This is a genomic window from Pseudomonas sp. RT4P38, assembly GCF_054897765.1.
The window spans coordinates 4,643,483-4,667,493 of the sequence record NZ_CM142703.1 but is presented as its reverse complement, the minus strand read 5'-3'; the positions used below and the strand labels follow the sequence as shown (position 1 = coordinate 4,667,493).

The following is a 24,011-nucleotide window of genomic DNA, read 5'->3' as shown; positions in this document are numbered from 1 at the left end:
CCGTCAAACGACTGGAATGTCGTCGAGATACTTCTCGGCGTCCAGCGCGGCCATGCAGCCGGCCCCGGCGGAGGTCACGGCCTGGCGATAAACGTGGTCGGCGACGTCACCGGCGGCAAACACGCCTTTGATTTCGGTGCTGGTAGCATCGCCTTCGCTGCCGCCCTTGACCAGCAGATAGCCGTCACGCATTTTCAGCTGGCCTTCGAACAAGTCGGTGTTGGGCTTGTGGCCGATAGCAATGAACACACCGGCCAGCGACAATTCACTGGTTTCGCCGGTGTGGCTGTCCCGCAGGCGGGCGCCGGTCACGCCGCTGGCATCGCCCAGCACTTCATCTAGATTCTGGTTCCAGTGCAGGCGGATATTGCCGTTGGCGGCTTTTTCAAAGAGCTTGTCCTGGAGAATCTTCTCCGAGCGCAACTTGTCGCGCCGGTGAATCAGGTGAACTTCCTTGGCGATGTTCGACAGGTACAGCGCTTCTTCAACCGCCGTATTGCCGCCGCCAACGACCGCGACCACCTGATTGCGGTAGAAAAAGCCGTCGCACGTCGCGCAGGCCGAAACCCCTTTGCCGGCAAATGCCTCTTCCGAGGGCAGCCCCAGGTATTGCGCCGAGGCGCCGGTGGCGATAATCAGCGCGTCACAGGTGTAAGTGCCGCTGTCGCCGATGAGTTCGAACGGGCGCTGTTGCAACTTGGCGGTGTGGATGTGGTCGTAAACGATCTCTGTATGAAAGCGCTCGGCGTGTTTTTGCATGCGTTCCATCAGCACCGGGCCGGTGAGGCCTTCGACATCACCGGGCCAATTGTCGACTTCAACGGTGGTGGTGAGCTGGCCACCTGCCTGTATGCCGGTAATGACAACGGGTTTGAGGTTGGCGCGGGCGGCATAAACGGCTGCGCTGTAACCGGCAGGGCCGGAACCCAGAATGATCAGGCGGGAATGCTTCGCTTCGCTCATAAAAACACCTCATAAGCCTTTGTCACAAAAGAGAATGCATGCTCAAATTGAACCGCGAGTAATGCGCTGTTGGCTATGCTACACCTTGGGTTTCAAGCATGGCATCGGACGAACAAACCCGTACAATGCCTGCCTGTTACAGTGCTTGTAATAAAATAAGCGGTGCGCTCCGTGTTTATAAAAACCGCAGCGTAGTGTTAAAAGTAGTCTCAGTTGCGCCTGTTAACTTTTTTACCTGCCTGGATTGGGCAGTTTTTTTAAGTCATTCAACAGATGGACGCGCCATGGGCGCAGGAAAAGAAGCGTTTTGAAGAAATCCACCGCAGCACCCAAAACAGTCGTTCCGCTCTGGCGCCAGCAATTGCACTACCGGCTCAAGGAAGGTGCATTGATCGCCATTGGCGGCTTGTGCCTGTTCCTGATGATGGCCTTGTTGACCTATGGCAAGGACGATCCGGGCTGGAGCCATAACAGCAAAATCGACGATGTGCAGAACTTCGGCGGACCGGTCGGCTCCTACAGCGCCGATATCCTGTTCATGGTGTTGGGTTACTTCGCCTACATCTTCCCGCTGTTGCTGGCGATCAAGGCTTTTCAGATCTTCCGTCAACGCCACGAGCAGTGGGAGTGGAGCGGCTGGCTGTTCTCCTGGCGCCTGATCGGCTTGGTGTTTCTGGTGCTGTCGGGCGCCGCCCTGGCCCATATCCATTTCCACGCCGCGACCGGTCTGCCGGCCGGTGCTGGCGGCGCTTTAGGTGAAAGTCTTGGCGATCTGGCCAGGAACGCCCTGAATATTCAGGGCAGCACGCTGTTGCTCATCGCGTTGTTCCTGTTTGGCCTGACGGTGTTCACCGACCTGTCGTGGTTCAAAGTGATGGACCTCACCGGCAAGATCACCCTCGACCTGTTTGAATTGTTCCAGGGTGCGGCCAATCGCTGGTGGGCCGCCCGCACGGAGCGCAAGCAACTGGTCGCCCAATTGCGTGAAGTCGACGACCGCGTCCATGACGTGGTGGCGCCGACCGTCACCGACAAGCGCGAGCAGGCCAAGGTCAAGGAACGCCTGATCGAGCGTGAGCAAGCCCTGAGCAAGCACATGTCCGATCGCGAGAAGCAGGTACCGCCGGTGATTGCGCCAGCTCCGCCCAAGCCAGCGGCTCCCAGCAATCGCGTGGAAAAAGAGAAACAGGCGCCGCTGTTCGTAGACAGCGCCGTCGAAGGCACCTTGCCGCCGATCTCGATTCTCGACCCTGCAGAAAAGAAACAACTCAATTATTCGCCTGAATCCCTGGCTGCGGTTGGCCACTTGCTGGAAATCAAGCTCAAGGAATTCGGCGTCGAAGTCTCGGTGGATTCGATTCACCCAGGCCCGGTCATTACCCGTTACGAAATCCAGCCAGCGGCAGGGGTCAAGGTCAGTCGCATCTCCAATCTGGCGAAAGACCTGGCACGTTCCCTGGCCGTGACCAGCGTTCGTGTGGTGGAAGTGATTCCGGGCAAGACCACCGTCGGTATCGAGATTCCCAACGAAGACCGCCAGATCGTGCGTTTCTCTGAAGTGCTGTCGACGCCTGAGTACGACAACTTCAAGTCACCGGTCACCCTGGCTCTGGGCCACGATATCGGCGGCAAGCCAGTCATCACCGATCTGGCAAAAATGCCGCATTTGCTGGTAGCCGGTACGACGGGTTCCGGTAAATCGGTAGGTGTGAACGCGATGATCCTGTCGATCCTGTTCAAGTCCGGCCCGGAAGACGCCAAGCTGATCATGATCGACCCGAAAATGCTTGAGTTGTCGATCTACGAAGGTATTCCGCACCTGCTGTGCCCTGTCGTGACCGACATGAAGGACGCGGCCAACGCCCTGCGCTGGAGCGTGGCGGAGATGGAGCGTCGCTACAAACTGATGGCGAAGATGGGCGTGCGTAACCTGTCGGGCTTCAATGCCAAGGTCAAGGAAGGCCAGGACGCCGGCACGCCGTTGACCGATCCGCTGTACAAGCGCGAAAGCATTCACGACGAAGCGCCGTTGCTGACCAAGCTGCCGACCATTGTCGTGGTGGTGGACGAATTCGCCGACATGATGATGATCGTCGGCAAGAAGGTTGAAGAACTGATTGCCCGTATCGCCCAGAAAGCCCGTGCTGCCGGTATCCACTTGATTCTTGCGACCCAGCGTCCGTCGGTTGATGTGATCACCGGTCTGATCAAGGCCAACATTCCGACCCGTATGGCGTTCCAGGTATCGAGCAAGATTGATTCGCGAACCATCATCGACCAGGGCGGCGCCGAACAACTGTTGGGCCACGGTGACATGCTCTACATGCCGCCGGGCACCAGTCTGCCGATCCGTGTCCACGGTGCCTTCGTGTCCGATGATGAGGTTCACCGGGTGGTCGAAGCCTGGAAACTGCGTGGCGCGCCGGAATACAACGACGAGATCCTTGCGGGTGTCGAAGAACCCGGTAGCGGCTTTGAAGGCGGTAGCGGCGGCGATGACGACAGTGAATCCGATGCGCTCTACGACGAAGCGGTGCAGTTCGTACTGGAAAGCCGTCGTGCGTCCATCTCTGCGGTTCAGCGCAAGCTGAAAATCGGCTACAACCGCGCCGCGCGCATGATCGAAGCCATGGAAATGGCCGGGGTCGTGACATCCATGAATACCAACGGTTCGCGTGAAGTCCTGGCTCCAGGTCCGGTGCGCGACTGATTTGATTTGCTGACCTGAATTGAAAAGCGGCGGCGCAGTGATGTGCCACCGCACCCCCCACGAATGTTATGAGGACTCCCATGCGTCTTATCCGCATGCTGTTGCTGCCGGTACTGGCTTTGACCACGCTTTCGGCCCACGCCGATGACAAGGACGTGGCGCGTCTGACCCAATTGCTGGAAAAATCCCAGACCCTGACCGCGAGATTCTCGCAGCTGACCCTCGACGGCAGTGGCACCCGGTTGCAGGAAACGGCGGGTCAAATGTCCCTGCAGCGTCCTGGCCTGTTCTACTGGCACACCGACGCACCGCAGGAGCAACTGATGGTCTCCGATGGCAAGAAGGTTTCCCTGTGGGACCCGGACCTGGAGCAGGTCACCATCAAGAACCTCGACCAGCGCCTGACTCAGACCCCGGCGCTGCTGCTGTCCGGTGACGTGTCCAAGATCAGCCAGAGCTTCGACATCAGCGCCAAGGAAGCCGGTGGCGTGATCGACTTCACGCTGAAGCCGAAAACCAAGGACACCCTGTTCGACAGCCTGCGTCTGTCGTTCCGCAATGGCTTGGTCAATGACATGCAACTGATCGACAGCGTCGGTCAGCGCACCAACATCCTGTTCACCGGTGTGAAGGCCAACGAGCCGATTCCGGCGTCCAAGTTCAAGTTCGACATCCCTAAGGGTGCCGACGTGATCCAGGAGTAAGACGCAAAACCTGTGGGAGCAAGCTCCCTCTCCACAGGATTTCGCCAGACTTAAGAACTGCGTAATAAAGCGAGGTTTCAACCGCACGTGATGGACCTGTTTCGCAGTGCCCCGATAGCTCAACCCTTGGCAGCACGCCTGCGTGCAGCCAATCTGGACGAGTACGTCGGTCAGGAACACCTGCTCGCTCGCGGCAAGCCTTTGCGCGAAGCGCTGGAGCAGGGTGCCCTGCACTCGATGATTTTCTGGGGCCCGCCGGGTGTGGGCAAGACCACCCTGGCCCGGCTGTTGGCGGAAGTCTCGGACGCGCACTTCGAAACAGTTTCGGCGGTACTGGCCGGTGTAAAGGAAATCCGCCAGGCGGTGGAAATCGCCAAGCAGCAGGCCGGGCAGTACGGCAAGCGGACCATCCTGTTTGTCGATGAAGTGCACCGTTTCAACAAGTCCCAGCAGGATGCGTTCCTGCCGTACGTTGAAGACGGCACGCTGATTTTCATCGGCGCGACCACTGAAAACCCCTCGTTTGAACTCAACAACGCGTTGCTCTCACGGGCCCGCGTCTACGTGCTCAAAAGCCTCGACGAAGCGGCCCTGCGCAAGCTGGTGCATCGAGCCCTCACCGAAGAGCGTGGTTTGGGAGCGCGGCAACTGACCCTCAGCGATGAAGGCTTCCAGATGCTGCTGTCGGCTGCCGATGGCGATGGCCGGCGTCTGCTCAATCTATTGGAAAACGCTTCGGACCTGGCTGAAGACAACAGCGAGATCGGCGTCGATCTGCTGCAAAGCTTGCTCGGTGATACCCGTCGACGTTTCGACAAGGGCGGCGAAGCGTTTTACGACCAGATTTCCGCGCTGCATAAATCCGTGCGCGGCTCCAACCCTGATGGCGCGCTGTATTGGTTTGCGCGGATGATCGACGGCGGTTGCGATCCGTTGTACCTGGCCCGGCGCGTGGTGCGCATGGCCAGCGAAGACATCGGTAACGCCGACCCCCGCGCCCTGAGCCTGTGCCTGGCAGCGTGGGAAGTGCAGGAGCGCCTTGGCAGCCCCGAAGGCGAATTGGCGGTGGCCCAGGCCATCACCTATCTGGCCTGCGCGCCGAAAAGCAATGCGGTGTACATGGGTTTCAAAGCCGCGATGCGCAGCGCCACCGAACACGGTTCGCTGGAAGTGCCGCTGCACCTGCGCAATGCGCCAACCAAATTGATGAAGCAACTGGGTTATGGCGACGAATACCGTTACGCGCACGATGAGCCGGACGCTTACGCCGCTGGCGAAGACTATTTCCCGGAAGAGCTCGAGCCGCAACCGTTCTATCAGCCGGTGCCGCGTGGCCTGGAGCTAAAGATCGGCGAGAAGCTCAATCACCTCGCGCAACTTGACCGTCTCAGCCCCCGGCAGCGGAGAAAATAGTGATTCCTTTGATCGTTGCCGTTTCTGTGGGCGGTATCGCCGGAACGCTTTTACGCTTTGCCACGGGGAACTGGATCAACGCTAATTGGCCGCGGCACTTCTATACCGCGACGCTGGCCGTTAATATCGTCGGCTGTTTGCTGATCGGCGTTCTATACGGTCTGTTTTTAGTACGCCCGGAGGTGCCGATTGAGGTGCGCGCCGGGTTGATGGTCGGCTTCCTCGGGGGGCTGACGACTTTTTCATCTTTTTCACTGGATACGGTGCGTCTGCTGGAAACCGGGCAAATGCCGCTGGCTTTTGTCTATGCTGCCATCAGCGTATTCGGCGGGCTGCTCGCTACCTGGGCTGGCCTGTCCTTGACCAAACTTTGATAACGAGAGACCGACATGCTCGATTCCAAACTGTTACGTAGCAACCTTCAGGACGTAGCGGACCGCCTGGCATCCCGTGGCTACACGCTGGATGTTGCGCGCATCGAAGCGCTGGAAGAACAGCGCAAGACCGTCCAGACCCGCACCGAAGCACTGCAGGCTGAACGTAATGCACGCTCCAAATCCATCGGTCAGGCCAAGCAGCGTGGCGAAGACATCGCCCCGCTGATGGCTGACGTCGAGCGCATGGCGAACGAGTTGAGTGACGGTAAAGTCGAGCTGGACGGGATCCAGACTGATCTGGACTCGATTCTGCTCGGCATCCCGAACCTGCCACACGAATCCGTGCCAATCGGTGATGACGAAGACGGTAACGTCGAAGTGCGCCGCTGGGGCACCCCGACCGCGTTCGATTTCCCGGTTCAGGACCACGTCGCCCTGGGCGAGAAGTTCGGCTGGCTGGATTTCGAAACCGCCGCCAAGTTGTCCGGCGCCCGTTTCGCCCTGTTGCGCGGCCCGATTGCTCGTATGCATCGTGCCCTGGCGCAGTTCATGATCAACCTGCACACCAGCGAACACGGTTACGAAGAGGCCTACACGCCTTATCTGGTTCAAGCGCCGGCGCTGCAAGGCACGGGTCAGCTGCCGAAATTCGAAGAAGACCTGTTCAAGATCACTCGCGAAGGCGAAGCCGATCTGTACCTGATCCCGACTGCTGAAGTGTCGCTGACCAACATCGTCGCGGGCGAAATCGTCGATTCGAAACTGCTGCCAATCAAGTTCGTTGCGCACACGCCGTGCTTCCGCAGTGAAGCCGGTGCGTCGGGTCGCGATACCCGCGGCATGATCCGCCAGCACCAGTTCGACAAGGTAGAGATGGTCCAGATCGTTGAACCGTCGACCTCGATGGACGCGCTGGAAGGCCTGACCGCCAACGCCGAGAAAGTCCTGCAACTGCTGGAACTGCCATATCGCACGATTGCACTGTGCACCGGCGACATGGGCTTCAGCGCGGTCAAGACCTACGACCTGGAAGTGTGGATCCCGAGCCAGGACAAATACCGCGAGATTTCGTCGTGCTCCAACTGCGGCGACTTCCAGGCCCGTCGTATGCAAGCGCGTTTCCGCAACCCGGAAACCGGCAAGCCTGAACTGGTGCACACCCTGAACGGTTCCGGCCTGGCGGTCGGTCGTACGCTGGTGGCGGTGCTGGAAAACTACCAGCAGGCCGACGGTTCGATCCGTGTGCCTGAAGTGCTGAAACCGTACATGGGTGGCCTTGAGGTCATCGGCTAAATGGACTATCTGCCGCTGTTCCATAACCTTCGCGGCAGTCGTGTGTTGGTCGTCGGCGGGGGGGAGATTGCCTTGCGCAAATCCCGCCTGCTGGCCGAAGCCGGTGCGCTGCTGCGGGTGGTCGCACCTGAAATCGAACCGCAACTGCGCGAGCTGGTTGCCGGCAGCGGTGGCGAGTGTCTGGTGCGTGGCTATGTCGAAGCGGACCTGGACGGTTGCGGGCTGATCATTGCCGCCACCGACGACGAACCGCTGAACGCGCAAGTCTCCGCCGATGCCCATCGGCGTTGCGTGCCGGTAAACGTGGTGGATGCGCCGGCCTTGTGCAGCGTGATCTTCCCGGCGATCGTCGACCGTTCCCCTTTGATCATTGCGGTATCGAGTGGCGGCGACGCGCCGGTGCTGGCGCGGTTGATCCGCGCCAAACTGGAAACCTGGATTCCTTCCACCTACGGTCAATTGGCCGGTCTGGCGGCGCGTTTCCGCAGCCAGGTCAAACGCCTGTTCCCGGATGTGCAGCAGCGTCGGGCTTTCTGGGAAGACGTGTTCCAGGGCCCGATTGCCGATCGACAACTGGCCGGGCAGGGCGCCGAAGCCGAGCGCTTGATGCTGGCGAAAATTGCTGGAGAGGCACCGAGTGCAACGGGCGAAGTCTATTTGGTGGGCGCCGGCCCGGGTGATCCCGACCTGCTGACCTTCCGTGCCTTGCGCCTGATGCAGCAAGCCGATGTGGTGCTGTATGACCGCTTGGTGGCGCCCGCGATTCTGGATTTGTGCCGTCGCGATGCCGAACGGGTTTACGTCGGCAAGCGTCGCGCCGATCACGCCGTGCCCCAGGATCAGATCAACCAGCAATTGGTGGATTTGGCCAAGCAAGGCAAGCGGGTCGTGCGATTGAAGGGCGGTGATCCGTTCATCTTCGGTCGCGGCGGTGAAGAGATCGAAGAGCTGGCGGCCCATGGCATTCCGTTTCAGGTGGTGCCGGGTATCACGGCGGCCAGCGGTTGCTCGGCGTATGCCGGGATTCCGCTGACGCACCGCGATTACGCGCAGTCGGTGCGTTTTGTCACTGGGCACCTGAAGGACGGTTCCACCGATTTGCCGTGGGCCGACCTGGTTGCGCCGGCGCAAACCCTGGTGTTTTACATGGGGTTGGTGGGCTTGCCGATCATCTGCGAGCAATTGATCAAGCATGGTCGCGCAGCGGATACGCCGGCGGCGTTGATCCAGCAGGGCACCACCGTCAATCAGCGGGTGTTTACCGGAACCTTGGCGGACCTTCCACGGCTGGTGGCGGAGCATGAAGTACATGCGCCGACGCTGGTGATCGTTGGGGAAGTGGTGCAATTGCGCGAAAAACTGGCGTGGTTCGAAGGGGCTCAGGCGCAGGTCTGAAGACCGAGTCGCCTCCTTCGCGGGCAAGCCTCGCTCCTACGGTCGGTGAGAACTGTAGGAGCGAGGCTTGCCCGCGAAGGGACCCTCAAAAGCTGCACACACCTTAGGCCCTGCGCCAAACCCCTTTCCCGCTCAACCGCTCCCGATCATGCGGCGCCGTGAAATCCTGCGCCGGCCCTTTCGGCACAACCCCCGTTGGGTTGATGGTCTTGTGGCTGCCATAGTAGTGATGCTTGATGTGCTCGAAATCCACCGTCTCGGCAATCCCCGGCCACTGATACATTTCCCGTAGCCAGTTCGACAGATTCGGATAATCGGCGATCCGCCGCAGGTTGCACTTGAAGTGGCCGTGATACACGGCGTCAAAGCGAATCAGCGTGGTGAACAGTCGAATGTCAGCTTCAGTCAGGTACTCCCCCGTCAGATAACGATTAGCGCCCAACAGCTGTTCCAGCCGATCAAGCTCGCCAAACAATCCATCGAACGCCTCCCCATACGCCTTCTGCGACGTGGCAAACCCTGCGCGATAGACGCCATTGTTCACCGCTGGATAAACCCGTTCGTTCAGCGCGTCGATCTCACCCCGCAGCGGCGCCGGGTAGAAATCCAGATCATTACCCGTCAAATCATCGAAGGCGCCATTGAACATGCGGATGATCTCCGCCGATTCATTGTTGACGATGCGATTCTGCTGTTTGTCCCAGAGCACTGGCACCGTGACGCGGCCGGTGTAGTCGGCAGAATCGGCGGTGTAGCGCTGGTGCATGAAGTCGAAGTGATCGAGTTTGTCGCCGGTCGATCCGAGGTTCCGGTCAAAGGTCCAGCCGTTTTCCAGCATCAACCAACTGACCACCGAGACGTCGATGAGGCTTTCGAGGCCTTTGAGTTTGCGCAGGATCAGCGTGCGGTGAGCCCATGGACAGGCGAGGGACACGTAGAGGTGATAACGACCGGCCTCGGCCGCAAAGCCACCGACACCGGTCGGGCCGGGTTTGCCGTCAGCGGTCAGCCAGTTGCGACGCTGCGCCTGTTCACGCTGGAACGCACCGTCCTTGCTGCTTTCGTACCACTGGTCATGCCAGCGACCTTCAACCAACAAACCCATGTTCAAGACTCCTCAACCAATAAGCGTTGGAGAGGAGTCTATTCGCATAGGTTCGATAAAAAAGCGCAAAGGTTGGGCGCTTATGATCGGTTAAATCGATCTGTCCCGAGCATCCCAGTATTGCTGGGCGGTTTCGAAGGCGTGTTCGCGGGTTTGACCGAGGCCGCGCAAGGCCAGGGCCATGGTCGAAATCAGCGCCATTTGCGGGTAGCTGTCGACCACGTCACCACGCCACACGGCTTTCAGGTGCCCGGGATCGAGCGCGGCCGGTTTGACGTGGCGCTGGCTCGACAGTTGCGGCCATTCCTCATCCCAGCTTTCACCCCCCGTGGTCCCATACAGGTGACTGTCGGCGTCCGGGTTAATCTCGATTTCGCCGCCGTCGCCTTTCACCACGATCGTGGTGTCGCCGAGCAAGCCACTGGCATCGCGATGCACGGCCTGGTAACCGGGGTGGAAAATGCTTTGCAGGCCACAGCGAGCACCCAACGGATTGAGAATCCGCGCCAGGGAGTGGATCGGCGAACGCAGGCCCAGGGTGTTGCGCAGGTCGATCATGCGCTGAAGTTGCGGCGCCCAATCCACCAGCGGCATAAAGGCCAGACCGCCGTTATCGAGCGCCACACCCACCTGCTGCCAGTCGCGGCACAACGGTATCTTCAACTCATCCAGCAATTGTTCGCTATAGAGCCGACCCGCCGTGTGCGCGCCGCCGCCGTGCATGAAGATGCGCAGACCATTTTGCGCCAGGCACTTGGCCGCCAGCAGATACCACGGCAGATGACGTTTCTTGCCGGCATACGTCGGCCAGTCCAGATCGACGGCCAATGCTGGAGAATTCAGACGTTCGCGCAACGCTTCGGTAAAGCCCGCCATCTCCTCGGCGCTTTCTTCCTTGTGCCGCAACAGCATCAGGAATGCGCCGAGCTGGGTGTCTTCGACCTTGTGGTCGAGCACCATGCCCATCGCTTCGCGGGCTTCCTCGCGGGTCAAGTCGCGAGCGCCGCGTTTGCCTTTGCCGAGGATGCGCACGAACTGGGCGAACGGGTGTTCGGCGGGTGTTTCGAGGGTCAGCGCTGGGTAATCGGTCATAAGCAATTCGTCGGTTTGGGCAGGCCCGCCAGTTTCGCGGCGAGTTTGGCAGGGGTGCCTTTGAACAGTCGGTTCAGGTGCAGGCTGTTGCCCTTGTCCGGGCCCAGCTTCAATGCGGTGTACTTGATCAGCGGACGGGTGGCCGGTGATAGCTGGAATTCGGCGTAGAAACTGCGCAGCAGTTCGAGGATTTCCCAATGTTCGGGGCTCAACTCGATGTCTTCGGCGGCGGCCAGGGCGCTGGCCACGTCGGCAGACCAGTCGCTCAGTTCGACCAGGAAACCGTCCTTGTCCAACTCGATGGCGCGTGCGCCGACCGTCAGGGAGTTCATAGCCAACTGTTGACCTTGTCGTAGTGAATCGACAGCTCGACGAAGGCCGGGTAATCGATGGCCTTGGCCGTGTCAGGAATCTCCAGCGCGCGAGCCTGGGCGTCTTCGGCCAGTACGAACAGTTTTAGATTGCGGGTGTTCAGCGCATTGAACGGCGCGGTGCCTGGTTGCAAGGCATAGACCGCGTCGCCAGTCAGCAGCAGCGCATCGTCAGCGCCAATCACGCGCAGGCAACTGGTCAGGCGGTCGTCGCCGAACGGGGAATGAGACAACACATGCAAAGTCGGCATCAGAGGGTGATCACCTGGTCGTAACGGTCAATAAGTGCGGTGATTTCGTGGGCGGCGAGCACTTGGGCTTCTTCCAGCGCTAAACCGGCCGGGTCCAGACCCCGTTCTGCAGCACTCTCGCCACAGACGAAAAGGTCTTCGACACCGAACATCGGCAAGGCTTGCAGGTTGGCGCTCAGGTCCTTCTGCTGGAGGGCCTTGGCGTCCTGTTTCGCGGCGAGCTGGAACACCCCGTCATCGAGAAACAGCAGGCCGATCGGCAGGTCGAACGCACCACCGGCCAGCACGATGTCCAGCGCTTCCCGCGCACTCGGTCCGGACCATGGCGCCTGACGGCTGATAATCAGCAAGGATTTAGGCATCTCACGCGCCTCCGAAACAGATCAGGCGGTCAGCGTCCTGCACCGCATCATGCAACTGGCCGAGGCCGGACAATTCCCACGGCGCGGCTACAGCAACGGCTTCACGCTGATAGCGTCCGGCTTCTTCTTCGTTCAACACGCCACGACGCAGGGCCGCGGCGATGCACACGACACCGTCCAGTTGATGCTCGGTGACGAAGTTGCGCCATTGCTTGGGCAAATCCAGCTCATCCTGCGGCGTGACCACGCTTGCGGAGGCGTTGTAGACGCCGTCCTGATAGAAAAACAGCCGGACAATTTCATGCCCGCCGGCCAGCGCGGCCTGGGCGAACAGCAAGGCGCGGCGCGAGGAGGGTGCATGGGCGGCGGAAAACAGCGCGATGGCGAACTTCATGACGGACTCGATCAGCAAAACTGCGGCCATGATAATGCTTTATCGGCGGGGCGGCGAAGGGCGTTTTCCTCGAGACCGAGTCGCCCCCATCGCGAGCAAGCTCGCTCCCACAGGTTTTGCGGTGAAGCTACAATCTTCAGGATCACACAAATCCCTGTGGGAGCGAGCTTGCTCGCGATGGCGGACTGACCGGTGCCGCTCAGCGTGGCATGTACCCCAACTGCCAACGCCGCGGAATTTTCAGCGACAGCAGCCCGATGGCGCCGGCCAGCAGACCGCTGACAAACAAGGCCCTGAGCCCCAGGTGATGTTCCAGCACGGCGCCGATGACCGCGCCAGCAAACATCCCGGTCCAGGGGATCAGTTGCACGCGCCAACCGTTGCGACGTTCGCCGAGCATCCAGCGTCCCAGTCCACGGCCGAAGCGCGACAGGGCGCCGGTGACGTAGGTCAGGCCGACCGGCAGGCCGTTCACTTCTTCCACGGCGGCATTGAGCATGCCCATGGCGATGATGGCCGCCAGCAACGCCGGCAATTGTTCCTCATAAGGCCAGGCCGCCGCCCCACACAGCAGCGTGGCGATGCACAGCAGCAAGGGCAGCGCCCGGCGGCCGCCGAGGCGGCTGACGACGATACCCAAGGCGTTGCCGACGATGAAGGTGCCAACGAGTATCATCAGGCGCAAGGTCAGGCCCAGGTCGCCATCGCTGATCGCCACGGCGAGGCGGGTGGTGTTGCCGCTCATGAACGAGACGAAATCGCCGCTGGCCATGAAGCCGATGGCGTCGGTCATGCCCGCGAGCACCGAGAGGCTGGCCACCAGCGACATGCCGATGCGCCCGCGCCATTTGCGGGTATGCAGATGGCCTGGGCTGGCGCGGTCAGTTGAGTGGGATGGCAACATCAGCGAAGGTCGTCCTCAGGCAGCGACCGTCGTGGTCACTTACTCAATCCACATAACTCGCAATACTGTAGTGGTCAACTAATTCCGGACACCTCGATAGGTGGTTTTGATGCCATCACCCGTTCGTAAACGGTTGGTGGCAAATAGCCTAGTTTCGAGTGCAGCCGTTTGTTGTTGTAAAACCCAACGATGTACTCAGTAATGTCGCGGATTGCTTCGCCGTGGTTTGCGTAGTCACGTCGCCACACTCGCTCCATTTTCAAGCTGAGGAAGAAGCGTTCCATTACCGCGTTATCCCAACAGTTACCTTTGCGGCTCATGCTTTGCTGCATGTCATTTCGCGCCAGCAACGCTCGATAGCTCGCGCTGGCGTATTGGCTGCCACGGTCTGAGTGAGCGATCAGGCCCGGTGGCGGTTGACGTTGCGCGATGGCCAACTGCATTGCGCTACACACCAACTCCGCCGGCATGTTCGGGGCCATGGACCAGCCGACGATTTTACGGGAGTACAAGTCCAACACCACCGCCAGGTATAACCAGCCGCTGCGGGTCCGGATGTAGGTAATGTCAGCCACCCAAGCCTTGTTCGGCGCCACGGGGTCAAACTGACGGTTGAGCACATTTTCGGCAATGGGCAGGTCATGGTTGCTGTCGGTGGTATGGACAAACTTGCGCTTCCAGGCCGAGCGCAGACCGTTGGCACGCATCAATCGGCGGATTTTATAAAGACCCACCACCATGCCCTTGCCACGCAACGCATTGCGTAACGGGCGGCTGCCGAAGCAGCCTCCACTTTCCTCAAACGAAGCCCTGAGCTGAACCGTAACCGGACAAATAGATGCCGGCGCAGCAACACGCTTGCGAGCCTCATAGAAACCGGATCGACTGACGTTGAGTACACGACAGACATGCGCTACGGAGTAAGCCTTCTGTTGCAACTGTTTGACCAGCCGATAAGTCACTTCAGCTCGCGGGCAAAGAAGGCTGTAGCCTTTTTTAAGATGTCATTGTCCATCTTGAGCTGGCGGTTTTCCTGCTCCAGCTGGCGAATACGTTGTTGCTCGGCGGTCAATGGCTTACCGATGCCGGTCTCTCCCAGTATCTCCGCATCGTACTGACGCACCCATCGGCGCACAGCCGTCTCACCAAGATTGAGATCCAGGCAGACCTGCGGAACGGTCACGCCTTGGTCCTTGATCATCTTCACGACTTGTAGCTTGAAGCTCTCGTCGAATGTTCTGCGTTTGTCGGTCATGAAAAACTCCTCGGTAGATGTATTTTCCACCTATCGGGGTGTCTGGGGAAATTAGACCACTGCATACTCCAGCCAGTCCATGCCGGCCATCTCGGCCACTTCCTTGTGCACTTCCAGGCGTTGTGCCTGATAGTCCTCGGCCGTCGCCGCGGTCAGTTGCAGCGTCAGCTCCCAGGCAAACAATCCCAGGCGCTCGGCCTCGGCTTCAAACGCTTCATGCAAGCGCTCCTCGCGGTACTGCGCCGCGGTCTCGCCCTTGGCCTGAGCCAACAGAGGGTTGAGGTTGTCGAGTTCGACGCGCAGTTCAGGGCGCTCATCGAGAAACTTCTTCAGCGCTTGCTCGTGTTGCTGTTCGGTTGCCGCCATGGTCGCTCCTTGAGGCCGGGTTACGAAGATTGCTTCTTGCTGGCCTTGGCCGCTGCTGCCAGGCACTCAAGGGCAAACTGCTCGGGATACGTCATTTGAATCGGCGTGGTTTCACCTTTGACGGTTCTTTCGCCGTCGAGGATGTAACGAATCCGCTTGTCGGTGACGCCAATTCGCTTGGCAATCCAGGACGGCGTCTGACCGATCTGACTGATCAGCTTGTCGGCATATTCAGCGGTCGGTTTGTAATATTCGGCGTTGGGTGTCATGGCCTTTCCAAAAAATGAGCCCGGAAAAATGGGCGATGCGGTGTTAATGGCGCGACAGGGTGCGCGAATCGTCACTCGGTGTCGCGGTATAAATGAAGTAAAGCAGAACGATACGCCGTGCCGCGGTGATACAGTCCGCTTTTTCTTGATGAGCGAACGCAATGCGAATTCTGATGGTGGCGCTGGCCGTAACGTTGCTGGCGGGATGCGCCGGCTCGGCGATGAACGATGCCCGCACTGGAACCCCGTACAAAACCCTGACGTCGGACAAACCGGAAAAAGTCGTCGCCCAGTGTGTACAGTTTTCCTGGCAGGACGAGGCGGTATTTGGGGTCGATGCGGGTGCGTATTTGCAGCCTGGCAAGAAGGGTGGTTCCACCGTTTACACGCGCTCGGCGGAGTCCTTTGTGGACGTGACGACTGACGCTTCCGCAACCGTGCTGAATTATTACGCGCAACATGACGACTTTGTGGCCAAGCGCCGACTGGCGGCGTTGGCAACCTGTTTGTAAGCAGGCTGATGAGCTGACACAGTCCCCTGTGGGAGCGAGCTTGCTCGCGATAGCGGTTTATCATTCAACGTAGATGTTGACTGACCCGCCGCTATCGCGAGCAAGCTCGCTCCCACAGTTGTTCAGTATCGATCATCAAAATGGGGTCTGCTCCCACCGGGTCAGGTGTTGTTCATCAGGCGCTTCTGGAAAAAGAAGCGCTTGTGACCCGGCGGATAGTCAGCGATCTGCCCGAACTCGCTGTAGCCCAGTTTCTTGTAGAACTCTGGGGCCTGGAAGTCGAAGGTGTCGAGCCAGATTCCGATGCATTCCTTTTCCCGTGCCAGGTCTTCAGCCATCTGCATCAGCTTCGTGCCCATGCCCTGTCCCCGGGCCTGCTCCGGTACCGACAGCAGATCGATGTACATCCATTGGTAAAACACTCGACCGTGAAGCCCACCGAGGATCTCGCCACTTTCGTCACGCACCAGCAAGGCAATGGGCTCCTGCGTCGAGACGCCGGCCTTTGCGGCGTTGTAGGCGCGCAACGGCAACAGGATCGCCTGGCGCTCTTCATCCGTGGGGTTTTGCGACCGTTCGATTCGCAGGGTCATCAGCTATTTCCTTATGGCAGGGGTGGAAAACATTTCCAAGCCTATCGCGGCCCTTGGTCGATGTTCCAGTCCTCAAGTGGAACCGTCGTTCGCGCGCAGATGTCTAGCCTAAACAGCGTCATTCCAGAACGCGACCTATGAGGACACTCCGTGAATATTTTCGAAGCCTTGCGCGAAAGCCACGACCGCCAACGCACCTACGCCGATGCACTGATCCAGACCAGCGGCGACACCGCCGAGCGGGTCGAGGCTTACAAGCAGCTCAAGTCCGAACTTCAGGCCCACGAAACCGCTGAAGAGCGCCATTTCTACATTCCGCTGATGGAGTTCGATAACGGCGTCGACCTCAGCCGCCATGCTATTTCAGAGCATCATGAGATGGACGAAATGATGGAGGAACTGGACGAGACCGAGATGTCCAGCCCAGCCTGGCTGGCGGCTGCGAAGAAGCTCGCCGAGAAGGTCAATCACCACCTGGAAGAGGAAGAGCAGAAGTTCTTCCAAATGGCCGGCAAGCTACTCGACGACAAACAGAAAGAGGCGCTGGCGGGGCAATATGTGAAGGAATACAAGGCCCAGCTTTCTTAGCGCCAGGCTTTCGTTTTCGCCTAACATGTGCGCCTTCCGACGAAAAAAGGGATGCGTTGTCATGTCGAACACAGCCGAGCGGGTCAACCTCATCGAGTCCCAGGTGTTGTCCCACGACTGGTACCTGCTCAAGAAAATCACCTTCGATTACCTGCGCAATAACGGCGAATGGCAGCGCCAGACCCGCGAGGTCTACGACCGTGGCAATGGCGCGGCGATTCTGCTGTTCAACCGTGAAAAGAAAACCGTCGTGCTGACCCGGCAATTCAGATTGCCGGTGTTCGTCAACGGCCACGATGGGTTGCTGATCGAAGTGGCGGCGGGGCTGCTCGAAGGTGCGGCGCCTGAAGAGCGCATCCGCGAAGAAGCGGAGGAAGAAACCGGTTATCGCGTGCACCATGTGCACAAGGTGTTTGAGGCCTACATGAGCCCCGGCTCGGTGACCGAAAAACTGCACTTCTTCATCGCTGAGTACGATGCCGCTTCCAAGGTCAGTGATGGCGGCGGACTGGAGGAGGAGACCGAGGAACTGGAAGTGCTGGAGTGGAAATTCGACGACGCGCTTGAGGCGTTTTATCGCGGGGAGATCTGCGATGCGAAGACCATCATGCTGTTGCAGTATGCGGCGATGAAAAATATCTTCGCCGACGCTTGAGCGTTAAATCAAAACAACTCCCCCGTCCTGCTGAGGCCTGACCACTCGCAACCTTCAAGCATCAGCAGCCGCTCCTTTGCCTCAAGCCCCCCGGCAAACCCCGTCAACTTCCCCGAAGCGCCAATCACCCGATGACACGGCGCCACAATTGAAATCGGATTCTTGCCATTCGCGGCTCCGACCGCCCGAACCGCACTGGGATTACCGATCTGCCTGGCAATCTCGCTATAGCTGCGTGTCTCACCAAATGGAATGGTCAGCAGCGCCGCCCAGACCTTCTTCTGAAATTCCGTCCCGGCAAACGCTAACTCCAGGTCGAATCGATTGCGTGTGCCCGCAAAGTATTCCCGCAACTGCTGAGCGGTGTGCATAAGGATCGGATTATCCGGCGCCTCGCTCATCGGCCCAAGTCGCACCCGACCGGGTTTGTCGTTTTCCCAGAGGATGGCTGCCAGTCGTGAGCCGTTCGCGACCAGCTTCAATTCGCCCACCGGGGATGCGAGGGTGGTGAAGGTGTAACTCATGCCGGTGGACTCCGCAAAAGTGCTGAACTGAGGGCAAGCATACTGCCTCGACGGGGAGGCGCAATACGCAATCCCAGCCATACTTGCCTCTGCTCTTGAAGCCTTCCCTCTGTTTTTGTACAGAGCCTAAAAACAAAAAGAGACCGACTCATGAAGTTCGAACCTTTTGCCAAATCGCTGATTGCGGCCTCATTGGCGCTCAGCTGCCTCAGTGCATATGCGGCCTCCGTGGCGCCGGTCGCGGCCGAAAACGGCATGGTCGTCACCGCGCAGCATCTGGCCAGTCATGTGGGCGTCGATGTGCTCAAGAACGGCGGCAACGCCGTCGATGCCGCAGTCGCGGTCGGTTACGCGCTGGCGGTGGTTTATCCCGCGGCGGGCAACCTGGGCGGCGGCGGTTTCATGACCATTCAGTTGGCGGACGGGCGCAAGACCTTCCTCGACTTCCGCGAAAAAGCACCGCTGGCCGCCACCGCAGACATGTACCTCGACAAGGAGGGCAACGTCGTCCCTGACCTGAGCACCCGTGGCCATCTGGCGGTCGGCGTGCCGGGCACCGTGTCCGGGATGGAACTGGCGCTGTCGAAATACGGCACCAAACCCCGCAAGGAAGTCATCGCCCCGGCCATCAAGCTCGCCGAAGACGGATTTGAGCTGGAGCAGGGCGATGTCGAGTTGCTGGAGTACGCCACCGACGTCTTCAAAAAGGACATGCGCGATTCCGGCTCGATCTTCCTGAGCAACGGCGAGCCGATGCAGGTTGGCCAGAAACTGGTGCAAAAAGACCTCGGCAAAACCTTGAGGGAAATTTCCGAGAAGGGTGCCGACGGTTTCTATAAAGGCTGGGTGGCCGACGCCATCGTCACCTCCAGTCAAGCTAACAAGGGCATCATCACCCAGGCCGACCTCGACAAATACAAGACCCGTGAACTGGCCCCGATCGAGTGCGATTACCGCGGCTACCACGTCGTATCGGCCCCACCGCCAAGCTCCGGTGGCGTGGTGATCTGCGAGATCATGAACATCCTCGAAGGCTATCCGATGAAAGACCTGGGCTATCACTCGGCCCAGAGCATGCACTACCAGATTGAAGCGATGCGCCACGCTTACGTGGATCGCAACAGCTACCTGGGCGACCCGGACTTCGTGAAAAACCCGATCGCCCACTTGCTGGATAAAAACTACGCGACCAAAATCCGCGCCGCCATCGACCCGCAAAAGGCCGGTGTGTCCCGCGAGATCAAACCCGGCGTAGCGCCCCACGAAGGCAGCAACACCACCCATTACTCCATCGTCGACAAGTGGGGCAACGCGGTCTCGGTGACCTACACCCTGAACGACTGGTTTGGTGCCGGCGTCATGGCCAGCAAAACCGGGGTCATCCTCAACGATGAAATGGATGACTTTACCTCGAAAATCGGCGTGCCGAACATGTACGGCCTGGTGCAAGGGGAGGCCAATGTCATCGCTCCCGGCAAGGCACCGCTGTCGTCCATGAGCCCGACCATCGTCACCAAGGACGGCAAAGTCGTGATGGTCGTCGGCACCCCCGGCGGCAGTCGCATCATCACCGCGACCTTGCTGACCATCCTCAACGTGATCGACTACGGCATGAACATTCAGGAAGCGGTCGATGCACCCCGTTTCCACCAGCAGTGGTTGCCGGAAGAGACCAACCTGGAGACCTTCACCACCAGTCCCGATACGGTGAAGATGCTCGAAAGTTGGGGGCACAAGTTTGCCGGGCCGCAGGACGCCAACCATGTGGCGGCGATTCTGGTCGGCGCGCCTTCGCTGGAAGGCAAACCGGTGGGCAAAAACCGCTTCTATGGGGCGAACGACCCACGTCGTAATACCGGGTTGTCGCTCGGTTATTGAGGGTTGTGTTTTAAAGGAGACGGATCTAGTTTCCGTCTCCTAATCCACCGACTTATCAGGAGGGAACCCATGGCCACTGCATTGCTGATCATCGACGTCCAACACGCCCTGTGCACCGGCGAGTACGAATGTTTTGATATCACACGCGTCATCGAGAACATCAACAGCCTGAGTGTCAAAGCCAGAGCAACAGGGATCCCGGTGATCCTGATCCAGCACGAAGAAAAGGGCGGCCTGCTGCAACATGGCTCCGCGGGCTGGCAACTGGCCAAGAGCCTGGAAATTTCACCGCAAGACCTGCGCGTGCGCAAAACCACGCGGGACTCGTTCTACCAGACCCACCTACAATCATTGCTGCATGAACAGGGCACTGACCGCCTGATCATCTGCGGCCTGCAAACCGACTATTGCGTCAACGCCACCGTCCGCCAGGCCCTGAAGCTTGGTTATGACGTGGTGCTCGCCGCCGACGCGCATTCCACCGTCGACAACGGCAACCTTGCCGCTCAGGACATCATCGCTGAGCACAACACAGACCTGGCGCACTTGACGGGGCCCGTGGCGCGAATCGACGTAATCCCGACCAGCGAAGTCCACATTTAAATGCCGAAGATATCGATCAACTCCGTTAGAAAGGCGCTCACCACATCACGCTGACGCGCCGAATGCCTGACCGCCGCATGAAAGCCGACCTCATAGCGCAACAGCTCCGGATTCAGCGGATGCAACTGCCCCAGCTGTTCATGCTTCGCCGCATAGTGTTGCGGCAGAAACCCCAAATGCTGGCCCGACAGAATGAGCAGGGCGGCGCCGTCCATGCTGTCCGTGAGTACCGTCAATCGTTCAATCGAGGTGGGCGCCGGCATTTCCGGCAAAGGATGGCTGGGCCATACCCAGTCGTAATCGCTGACGTCATCCCGGGTCAGCTCGCCCACTTGCTCGAACAGCGGATGAGTGGGGGCGCAGTAGGCGATCTGGGTTTCCTGGAATAACGCAAAGTAGTCAATGTTGGGCAGGCGGTGCCAGAAATAGCCGATCGCCAGATCGATATGGCCGTTGATGATTTTCTCTTCCAGCAGTGATGACGACAGCTCTGTGAAATGGAAATACAGCCCTTCATGTCGGGACCGTAATCGCGCAATGGCCAAGGCGATTTTCTTGTTGGCCACCGGGTCGATTTGACCGAGCAGGCCGATGTTGATGTTGCCCGACACCTTGCGATTGATGTGCTGGACTTCAACCCGGAACCCTTCGGCAGCCGCCAGCAATCGGCGCGCAGCTTCGACAAACTGGCTGCCCTTGGGCGTCACCGAAAATCCGCCGCGCCCACGCTCGCAGAGACGAAATCCCACCCGCGCTTCCAGCGTAGCCAGTTGCGCACTGATGGTGGGCTGCGTGGTGTTCAGCGCCGTTTGAGCAGCCGAAATCCCGCCCGCCTCAACGACGGTCAGAAAGACCCGGATCAAACGCAGATCCAGCTCCGATACAGTTCCCAGCATGCGTGCTCCCGATGCTCAATCACATAGACGTGGATCTATGTAAACAGTGTGTCTGCGATATTTTATAGCCCTGACCAACGCCCTACATTGCAATGAAACCGGCGCTTTGCCCATAAAAACAACAATTACCAGCATAGGAACATTCGTATGTCAGGGTCTCCTCATTCTGCGCACGCCGTCGAGGCGAGTGGCGGGTTGGCCATCGAAGGCCACTCGATCGATTACATTCCGCAAAACGAACGTCACGCCAAGCTCAGTAGCCAGGGCCCTTTCTGGTTTCTAGGCAACTTTCACTTCTTCACCATCTCCATCGGTTTTGTCGGCCCAAGCCTCGGCTTGTCGGCGCTGTGGACGATGCTGGCCGGCGCGCTGGGCATTATGTTCGGCACCATTTTCATGGCGTTTCATGGCTCGCAGGGGCCCGAGATGGGTCTGCCGCAGATGATCCAGTCGCGTGCGCAGTTTGGTTATCGCGGGGTGATTCTGGCCTTGATGGCGACGATGTTTGTGTTCGTCGGTTTCAACGTGGTGAACATCTCGTTGATCATGAACGGTCTCGAGCATGTGTTTGGCATCGACCCGACCATCGTCGCCGTAGCCGTGGTGTTGATCGGCGCGCTGCTGTCGATTTACGGCCATGACCTGATGCACAAAGCTTTCAAGTGGGCGTTGCTCGCAACGTTGCCGCTGTATGCGCTGGTCACCATCGCGTTGATGTTCGGCGCAGGCCAGGAGGGCGTCACTCCGGCGACCGACCTGGGTTTCAGCTGGATTGCCTTTGCCACGCTGTTTGCCATCGGTGCGAGCTACAACATTTCCTATGCGCCTTATGTCTCCGACTATTCCCGTTACCTGCCGAAAAACACCAGCCGGCCGAAGCTGATCGCCGCGGTGTTCATCGGCGCCTCGTTGTCGGGCGGCTGGATGATCGGCCTCGGTGCCTGGCTCGCGCAGCAGCTGAAAGCGGCGGATGCGTTGGTCGCGCTGAATCAGGTCGGCTCTTCGATGATTCCAGGCCTGGGCAATGTGTTGGTGATCGTCTCGGTGGCGGGCTTTCTGCCGATCATCGCGCTCAACACCTACAGCGCCATGCTGACGTTGCTGACGGGTGTGGACTCGATCAAAAAAATCACACCAACACCCCGTGCCCGAGTGATGTCGATCTCCGTGATCAGCGTCATTGTGTTGACCTGTGTGCTGTCGATCAAAGGCGATGGCATCGCCCTGTTGAACACCTTCCTGGTGCTGCTCCTGTACTTCCTTGTGCCCTGGACCGCGGTCAATCTGGTGGACTACTTCTTCGTGCGCAAAGGCCGCTACGCGATCCCGCATTTTTTCACGCCGAAGGGCATTTACGGCGCCTGGCAATTTCGCGGCATCCTCTCGTACCTGATCGGCTTCGCCGCCATGGTGCCGTTCTTCTACATATTCAATGCGGCGGCCGGCAAAGAGGTGTTCGTCGGACCGCTGGCGCGGATGCTTGAGGGCGTGGATATCGCCTGGCTGGTTGGCCTGGTCGTCTCGGGCCTGACGTATTACCTCCTCAGCCGTTCGATAGACCTTGAATACGAACGCCGGATCATCGATTCGATTACCGAGAGCGACATCGTCGCCATGGCCCATCAATCTGTGGAGGAGGGGCGTTGAACGGCGCAAAAAACATTGTGGTCGCCTGCTGCCAACTGGCGCCGAAAATAGGCGACCTCGCTTACAACCGGACGCTGACCGAACGCGCGATTCGTTCGGCGGCCTACCAGGGCGCTCAAGTGGTGGTGCTGCCCGAACTGATCCAGAGCGGCTACGTGTTTGCCGACCGCAGCGAAGCCCTGTCCTTGGCGGAAACCACCGAAGGGCCGACCTTGCGTCTGTGGACGGCATTGGCCCGGGAACTGAACATCGTCGTGGTGGGTGGATTTTGCGAGCGGCTAGCTGGCGATGAACTGGCAAATAGCGCGGCGATGTTCGATGCCCATGGCCTGCGCGCCGTGTACCGCAAGGCGCACCTCTGGGATGGCGAGAACGAAATCTTCAGCGCCGGCAACGACGCGCCGCCCGTTGTAGAAACCGTTCATGGACGGATCGGTATGCTGATTTGCTACGACCTGGAATTCCCCGAGTGGGTGCGACTCCCGGCACTGGCCGGCGCAGACCTGCTCTGCGCCCCGGTCAATTGGCCCGATGGGCCACGACCGCAAACCGAGCGTCCGGCGGAAGTCGTGCGGGTGCAGGCCAATGCGTCGGTCAACCGGATGTTCATCGCCGCGTGTGATCGGCATGGTCATGAACGTGGGGTCAGTTGGGTGCAGGGCTCGGTGATCGTCGATGCCGACGGTTACCCGCTGGCGGGGCCGGCGGAGCAAGGGGGCGAGCAGATTTTGCTGGCGACGCTGAACCTTGCTGAGGCGCGGAACAAACGGATTAGTGCGCGTAATGATTTGCATCGGGATCGGCGGTCGGAGTTGTATGGGTAAACCTTTCAGGCTCGCCATCTAGTGTCTTCACGCTGGACGTAATCGCCGCGCCTATGGCATGGTCAAA

Annotated in this window: 28 protein-coding genes; 14 read left to right on the top strand and 14 right to left on the bottom strand. The window is 59.5% G+C overall.

Annotated features, from left to right (window positions below; all coding sequences use genetic code 11):
* Nucleotides 1-3 precede the first annotated feature (3 nt).
* Complete coding sequence (gene trxB / locus ACYZT7_RS21615) at nt 4-963, bottom strand: thioredoxin-disulfide reductase (RefSeq protein ID WP_462038163.1); 960 nt, start codon at nt 961-963, stop codon at nt 4-6.
* 98 nt (nt 964-1,061) lie between these two features.
* On the opposite strand from trxB, the gene ACYZT7_RS21610 reads away from it, so the two are divergent.
* The 7 genes from ACYZT7_RS21610 to cysG all read left to right on the top strand — a co-directional run bounded on the left by ACYZT7_RS21610 (nt 1,062) and on the right by cysG (nt 8,855).
* On the top strand, nt 1,062-1,274 hold the full coding sequence (locus tag ACYZT7_RS21610) for a hypothetical protein (RefSeq protein ID WP_462038162.1): 213 nt from the start codon (nt 1,062-1,064) through the stop codon (nt 1,272-1,274).
* Nucleotides 1,271-3,673, top strand: a complete 2,403-nt coding sequence (locus ACYZT7_RS21605; RefSeq protein WP_462038161.1) for a DNA translocase FtsK — start codon at nt 1,271-1,273, stop codon at nt 3,671-3,673. Before ACYZT7_RS21610 ends, ACYZT7_RS21605 begins: the two co-directional genes overlap by 4 nt.
* A gap of 80 nt (nt 3,674-3,753) precedes the next feature.
* Nucleotides 3,754-4,377, top strand: coding sequence for an outer membrane lipoprotein periplasmic chaperone LolA (lolA, locus tag ACYZT7_RS21600; RefSeq protein ID WP_449644690.1), 624 nt, complete (start codon nt 3,754-3,756; stop codon nt 4,375-4,377).
* Between the two features lie 90 nt (nt 4,378-4,467).
* Nucleotides 4,468-5,790, top strand: a complete 1,323-nt coding sequence (locus ACYZT7_RS21595) for a replication-associated recombination protein A (RefSeq protein WP_282377712.1) — start codon at nt 4,468-4,470, stop codon at nt 5,788-5,790.
* Entirely contained in the window at nt 5,790-6,164 is a 375-nt protein-coding gene (crcB, locus tag ACYZT7_RS21590) for a fluoride efflux transporter CrcB (protein ID WP_046049410.1), read from the top strand. The genes ACYZT7_RS21595 and crcB overlap by 1 nt, the downstream gene beginning before the upstream one ends.
* Nucleotides 6,165-6,179: 15 nt before the next feature.
* Entirely contained in the window at nt 6,180-7,460 is a 1,281-nt protein-coding gene (serS, locus tag ACYZT7_RS21585; protein WP_462038160.1) for a serine--tRNA ligase, read from the top strand.
* Complete coding sequence (gene cysG / locus ACYZT7_RS21580; RefSeq protein WP_462038159.1) at nt 7,461-8,855, top strand: siroheme synthase CysG; 1,395 nt, start codon at nt 7,461-7,463, stop codon at nt 8,853-8,855. It abuts the gene before it with no gap.
* Between the two features lie 103 nt (nt 8,856-8,958).
* Here the strand turns inward: cysG and ACYZT7_RS21575 are convergent, their stop codons facing one another.
* The 10 genes from ACYZT7_RS21575 to ACYZT7_RS21530 all read right to left on the bottom strand — a co-directional run bounded on the left by ACYZT7_RS21575 (nt 8,959) and on the right by ACYZT7_RS21530 (nt 15,224).
* On the bottom strand, nt 8,959-9,960 hold the full coding sequence (locus ACYZT7_RS21575) for a glutathione S-transferase family protein (protein ID WP_462038158.1): 1,002 nt from the start codon (nt 9,958-9,960) through the stop codon (nt 8,959-8,961).
* A gap of 90 nt (nt 9,961-10,050) precedes the next feature.
* Nucleotides 10,051-11,052 carry a glycosyl transferase family protein gene (locus ACYZT7_RS21570; protein WP_462038157.1) on the bottom strand — a complete coding sequence of 334 codons (1,002 nt, stop codon included), beginning with the start codon at nt 11,050-11,052 and terminating at the stop codon, nt 10,051-10,053.
* Nucleotides 11,049-11,384 carry a TusE/DsrC/DsvC family sulfur relay protein gene (locus tag ACYZT7_RS21565; RefSeq protein ID WP_461999157.1) on the bottom strand — a complete coding sequence of 112 codons (336 nt, stop codon included), beginning with the start codon at nt 11,382-11,384 and terminating at the stop codon, nt 11,049-11,051. The genes ACYZT7_RS21570 and ACYZT7_RS21565 overlap by 4 nt, the downstream gene beginning before the upstream one ends.
* Complete coding sequence (gene tusB, locus ACYZT7_RS21560) at nt 11,381-11,674, bottom strand: sulfurtransferase complex subunit TusB (RefSeq protein WP_462038156.1); 294 nt, start codon at nt 11,672-11,674, stop codon at nt 11,381-11,383. Before tusB ends, ACYZT7_RS21565 begins: the two co-directional genes overlap by 4 nt.
* A complete protein-coding gene (gene tusC / locus ACYZT7_RS21555; RefSeq protein ID WP_449644699.1) occupies nt 11,674-12,036 on the bottom strand; it encodes a sulfurtransferase complex subunit TusC in 363 nt (120 codons plus the stop codon). Before tusC ends, tusB begins: the two co-directional genes overlap by 1 nt.
* A gap of 1 nt (nt 12,037) precedes the next feature.
* Nucleotides 12,038-12,430 carry a sulfurtransferase complex subunit TusD gene (gene tusD / locus ACYZT7_RS21550; protein ID WP_462041844.1) on the bottom strand — a complete coding sequence of 131 codons (393 nt, stop codon included), beginning with the start codon at nt 12,428-12,430 and terminating at the stop codon, nt 12,038-12,040.
* 199 nt (nt 12,431-12,629) lie between these two features.
* Complete coding sequence (locus tag ACYZT7_RS21545) at nt 12,630-13,334, bottom strand: YoaK family protein (RefSeq protein WP_462038155.1); 705 nt, start codon at nt 13,332-13,334, stop codon at nt 12,630-12,632.
* A 74-nt stretch (nt 13,335-13,408) separates the two neighbouring features.
* A protein-coding gene (locus tag ACYZT7_RS21540) for an IS3 family transposase (protein ID WP_462037539.1) occupies nt 13,409-14,589 on the bottom strand; the annotation gives its coding sequence in 2 pieces (ribosomal slippage) (nt 13,409-14,325 and nt 14,325-14,589; 1,182 coding nt in all).
* A gap of 51 nt (nt 14,590-14,640) precedes the next feature.
* Nucleotides 14,641-14,955 carry a DUF6388 family protein gene (locus ACYZT7_RS21535; protein WP_462038154.1) on the bottom strand — a complete coding sequence of 105 codons (315 nt, stop codon included), beginning with the start codon at nt 14,953-14,955 and terminating at the stop codon, nt 14,641-14,643.
* Between the two features lie 20 nt (nt 14,956-14,975).
* Complete coding sequence (locus ACYZT7_RS21530; RefSeq protein ID WP_008154823.1) at nt 14,976-15,224, bottom strand: hypothetical protein; 249 nt, start codon at nt 15,222-15,224, stop codon at nt 14,976-14,978.
* A 161-nt stretch (nt 15,225-15,385) separates the two neighbouring features.
* On the opposite strand from ACYZT7_RS21530, the gene ACYZT7_RS21525 reads away from it, so the two are divergent.
* Nucleotides 15,386-15,736: a hypothetical protein gene (locus ACYZT7_RS21525; RefSeq protein ID WP_283188462.1), complete on the top strand. Its 351-nt coding sequence runs from the start codon at nt 15,386-15,388 to the stop codon at nt 15,734-15,736.
* Nucleotides 15,737-15,897: 161 nt separating this feature from the next.
* Here the strand turns inward: ACYZT7_RS21525 and ACYZT7_RS21520 are convergent, their stop codons facing one another.
* Entirely contained in the window at nt 15,898-16,329 is a 432-nt protein-coding gene (locus tag ACYZT7_RS21520) for a GNAT family N-acetyltransferase (RefSeq protein WP_462038153.1), read from the bottom strand.
* A 150-nt stretch (nt 16,330-16,479) separates the two neighbouring features.
* Here ACYZT7_RS21520 and ACYZT7_RS21515 point away from each other — a divergent pair, with 150 nt between their 5' ends.
* Nucleotides 16,480-16,917, top strand: a complete 438-nt coding sequence (locus ACYZT7_RS21515; protein WP_462038152.1) for a hemerythrin domain-containing protein — start codon at nt 16,480-16,482, stop codon at nt 16,915-16,917.
* A 61-nt stretch (nt 16,918-16,978) separates the two neighbouring features.
* Nucleotides 16,979-17,572 (top strand): NUDIX domain-containing protein, encoded by a 594-nt coding sequence (locus ACYZT7_RS21510; RefSeq protein ID WP_462038151.1) that lies wholly within the window; start codon nt 16,979-16,981, stop codon nt 17,570-17,572.
* Between the two features lie 8 nt (nt 17,573-17,580).
* Here the strand turns inward: ACYZT7_RS21510 and ACYZT7_RS21505 are convergent, their stop codons facing one another.
* Nucleotides 17,581-18,096, bottom strand: coding sequence for a methylated-DNA--[protein]-cysteine S-methyltransferase (locus tag ACYZT7_RS21505; protein ID WP_462038150.1), 516 nt, complete (start codon nt 18,094-18,096; stop codon nt 17,581-17,583).
* 150 nt (nt 18,097-18,246) lie between these two features.
* Here ACYZT7_RS21505 and ggt point away from each other — a divergent pair, with 150 nt between their 5' ends.
* A complete protein-coding gene (gene ggt / locus ACYZT7_RS21500; protein WP_462038149.1) occupies nt 18,247-19,974 on the top strand; it encodes a gamma-glutamyltransferase in 1,728 nt (575 codons plus the stop codon).
* A gap of 69 nt (nt 19,975-20,043) precedes the next feature.
* Entirely contained in the window at nt 20,044-20,577 is a 534-nt protein-coding gene (locus ACYZT7_RS21495; protein ID WP_462038148.1) for a cysteine hydrolase family protein, read from the top strand.
* Here ACYZT7_RS21495 and ACYZT7_RS21490 read toward each other — a convergent pair.
* Nucleotides 20,574-21,473, bottom strand: a complete 900-nt coding sequence (locus ACYZT7_RS21490) for a LysR family transcriptional regulator (protein ID WP_462038147.1) — start codon at nt 21,471-21,473, stop codon at nt 20,574-20,576. The genes ACYZT7_RS21495 and ACYZT7_RS21490 overlap by 4 nt on opposite strands.
* 147 nt (nt 21,474-21,620) lie before the next feature.
* Between ACYZT7_RS21490 and ACYZT7_RS21485 the strand changes: the two genes are divergently transcribed.
* The gene (locus ACYZT7_RS21485; RefSeq protein WP_462038146.1) at nt 21,621-23,120 is read left to right on the top strand and encodes a purine-cytosine permease family protein; all 1,500 of its coding nucleotides are present in this window, start codon (nt 21,621-21,623) and stop codon (nt 23,118-23,120) included.
* Nucleotides 23,117-23,944 carry a nitrilase family protein gene (locus ACYZT7_RS21480; protein ID WP_462038145.1) on the top strand — a complete coding sequence of 276 codons (828 nt, stop codon included), beginning with the start codon at nt 23,117-23,119 and terminating at the stop codon, nt 23,942-23,944. The genes ACYZT7_RS21485 and ACYZT7_RS21480 overlap by 4 nt, the downstream gene beginning before the upstream one ends.
* Nucleotides 23,945-24,011 lie beyond the last annotated feature (67 nt).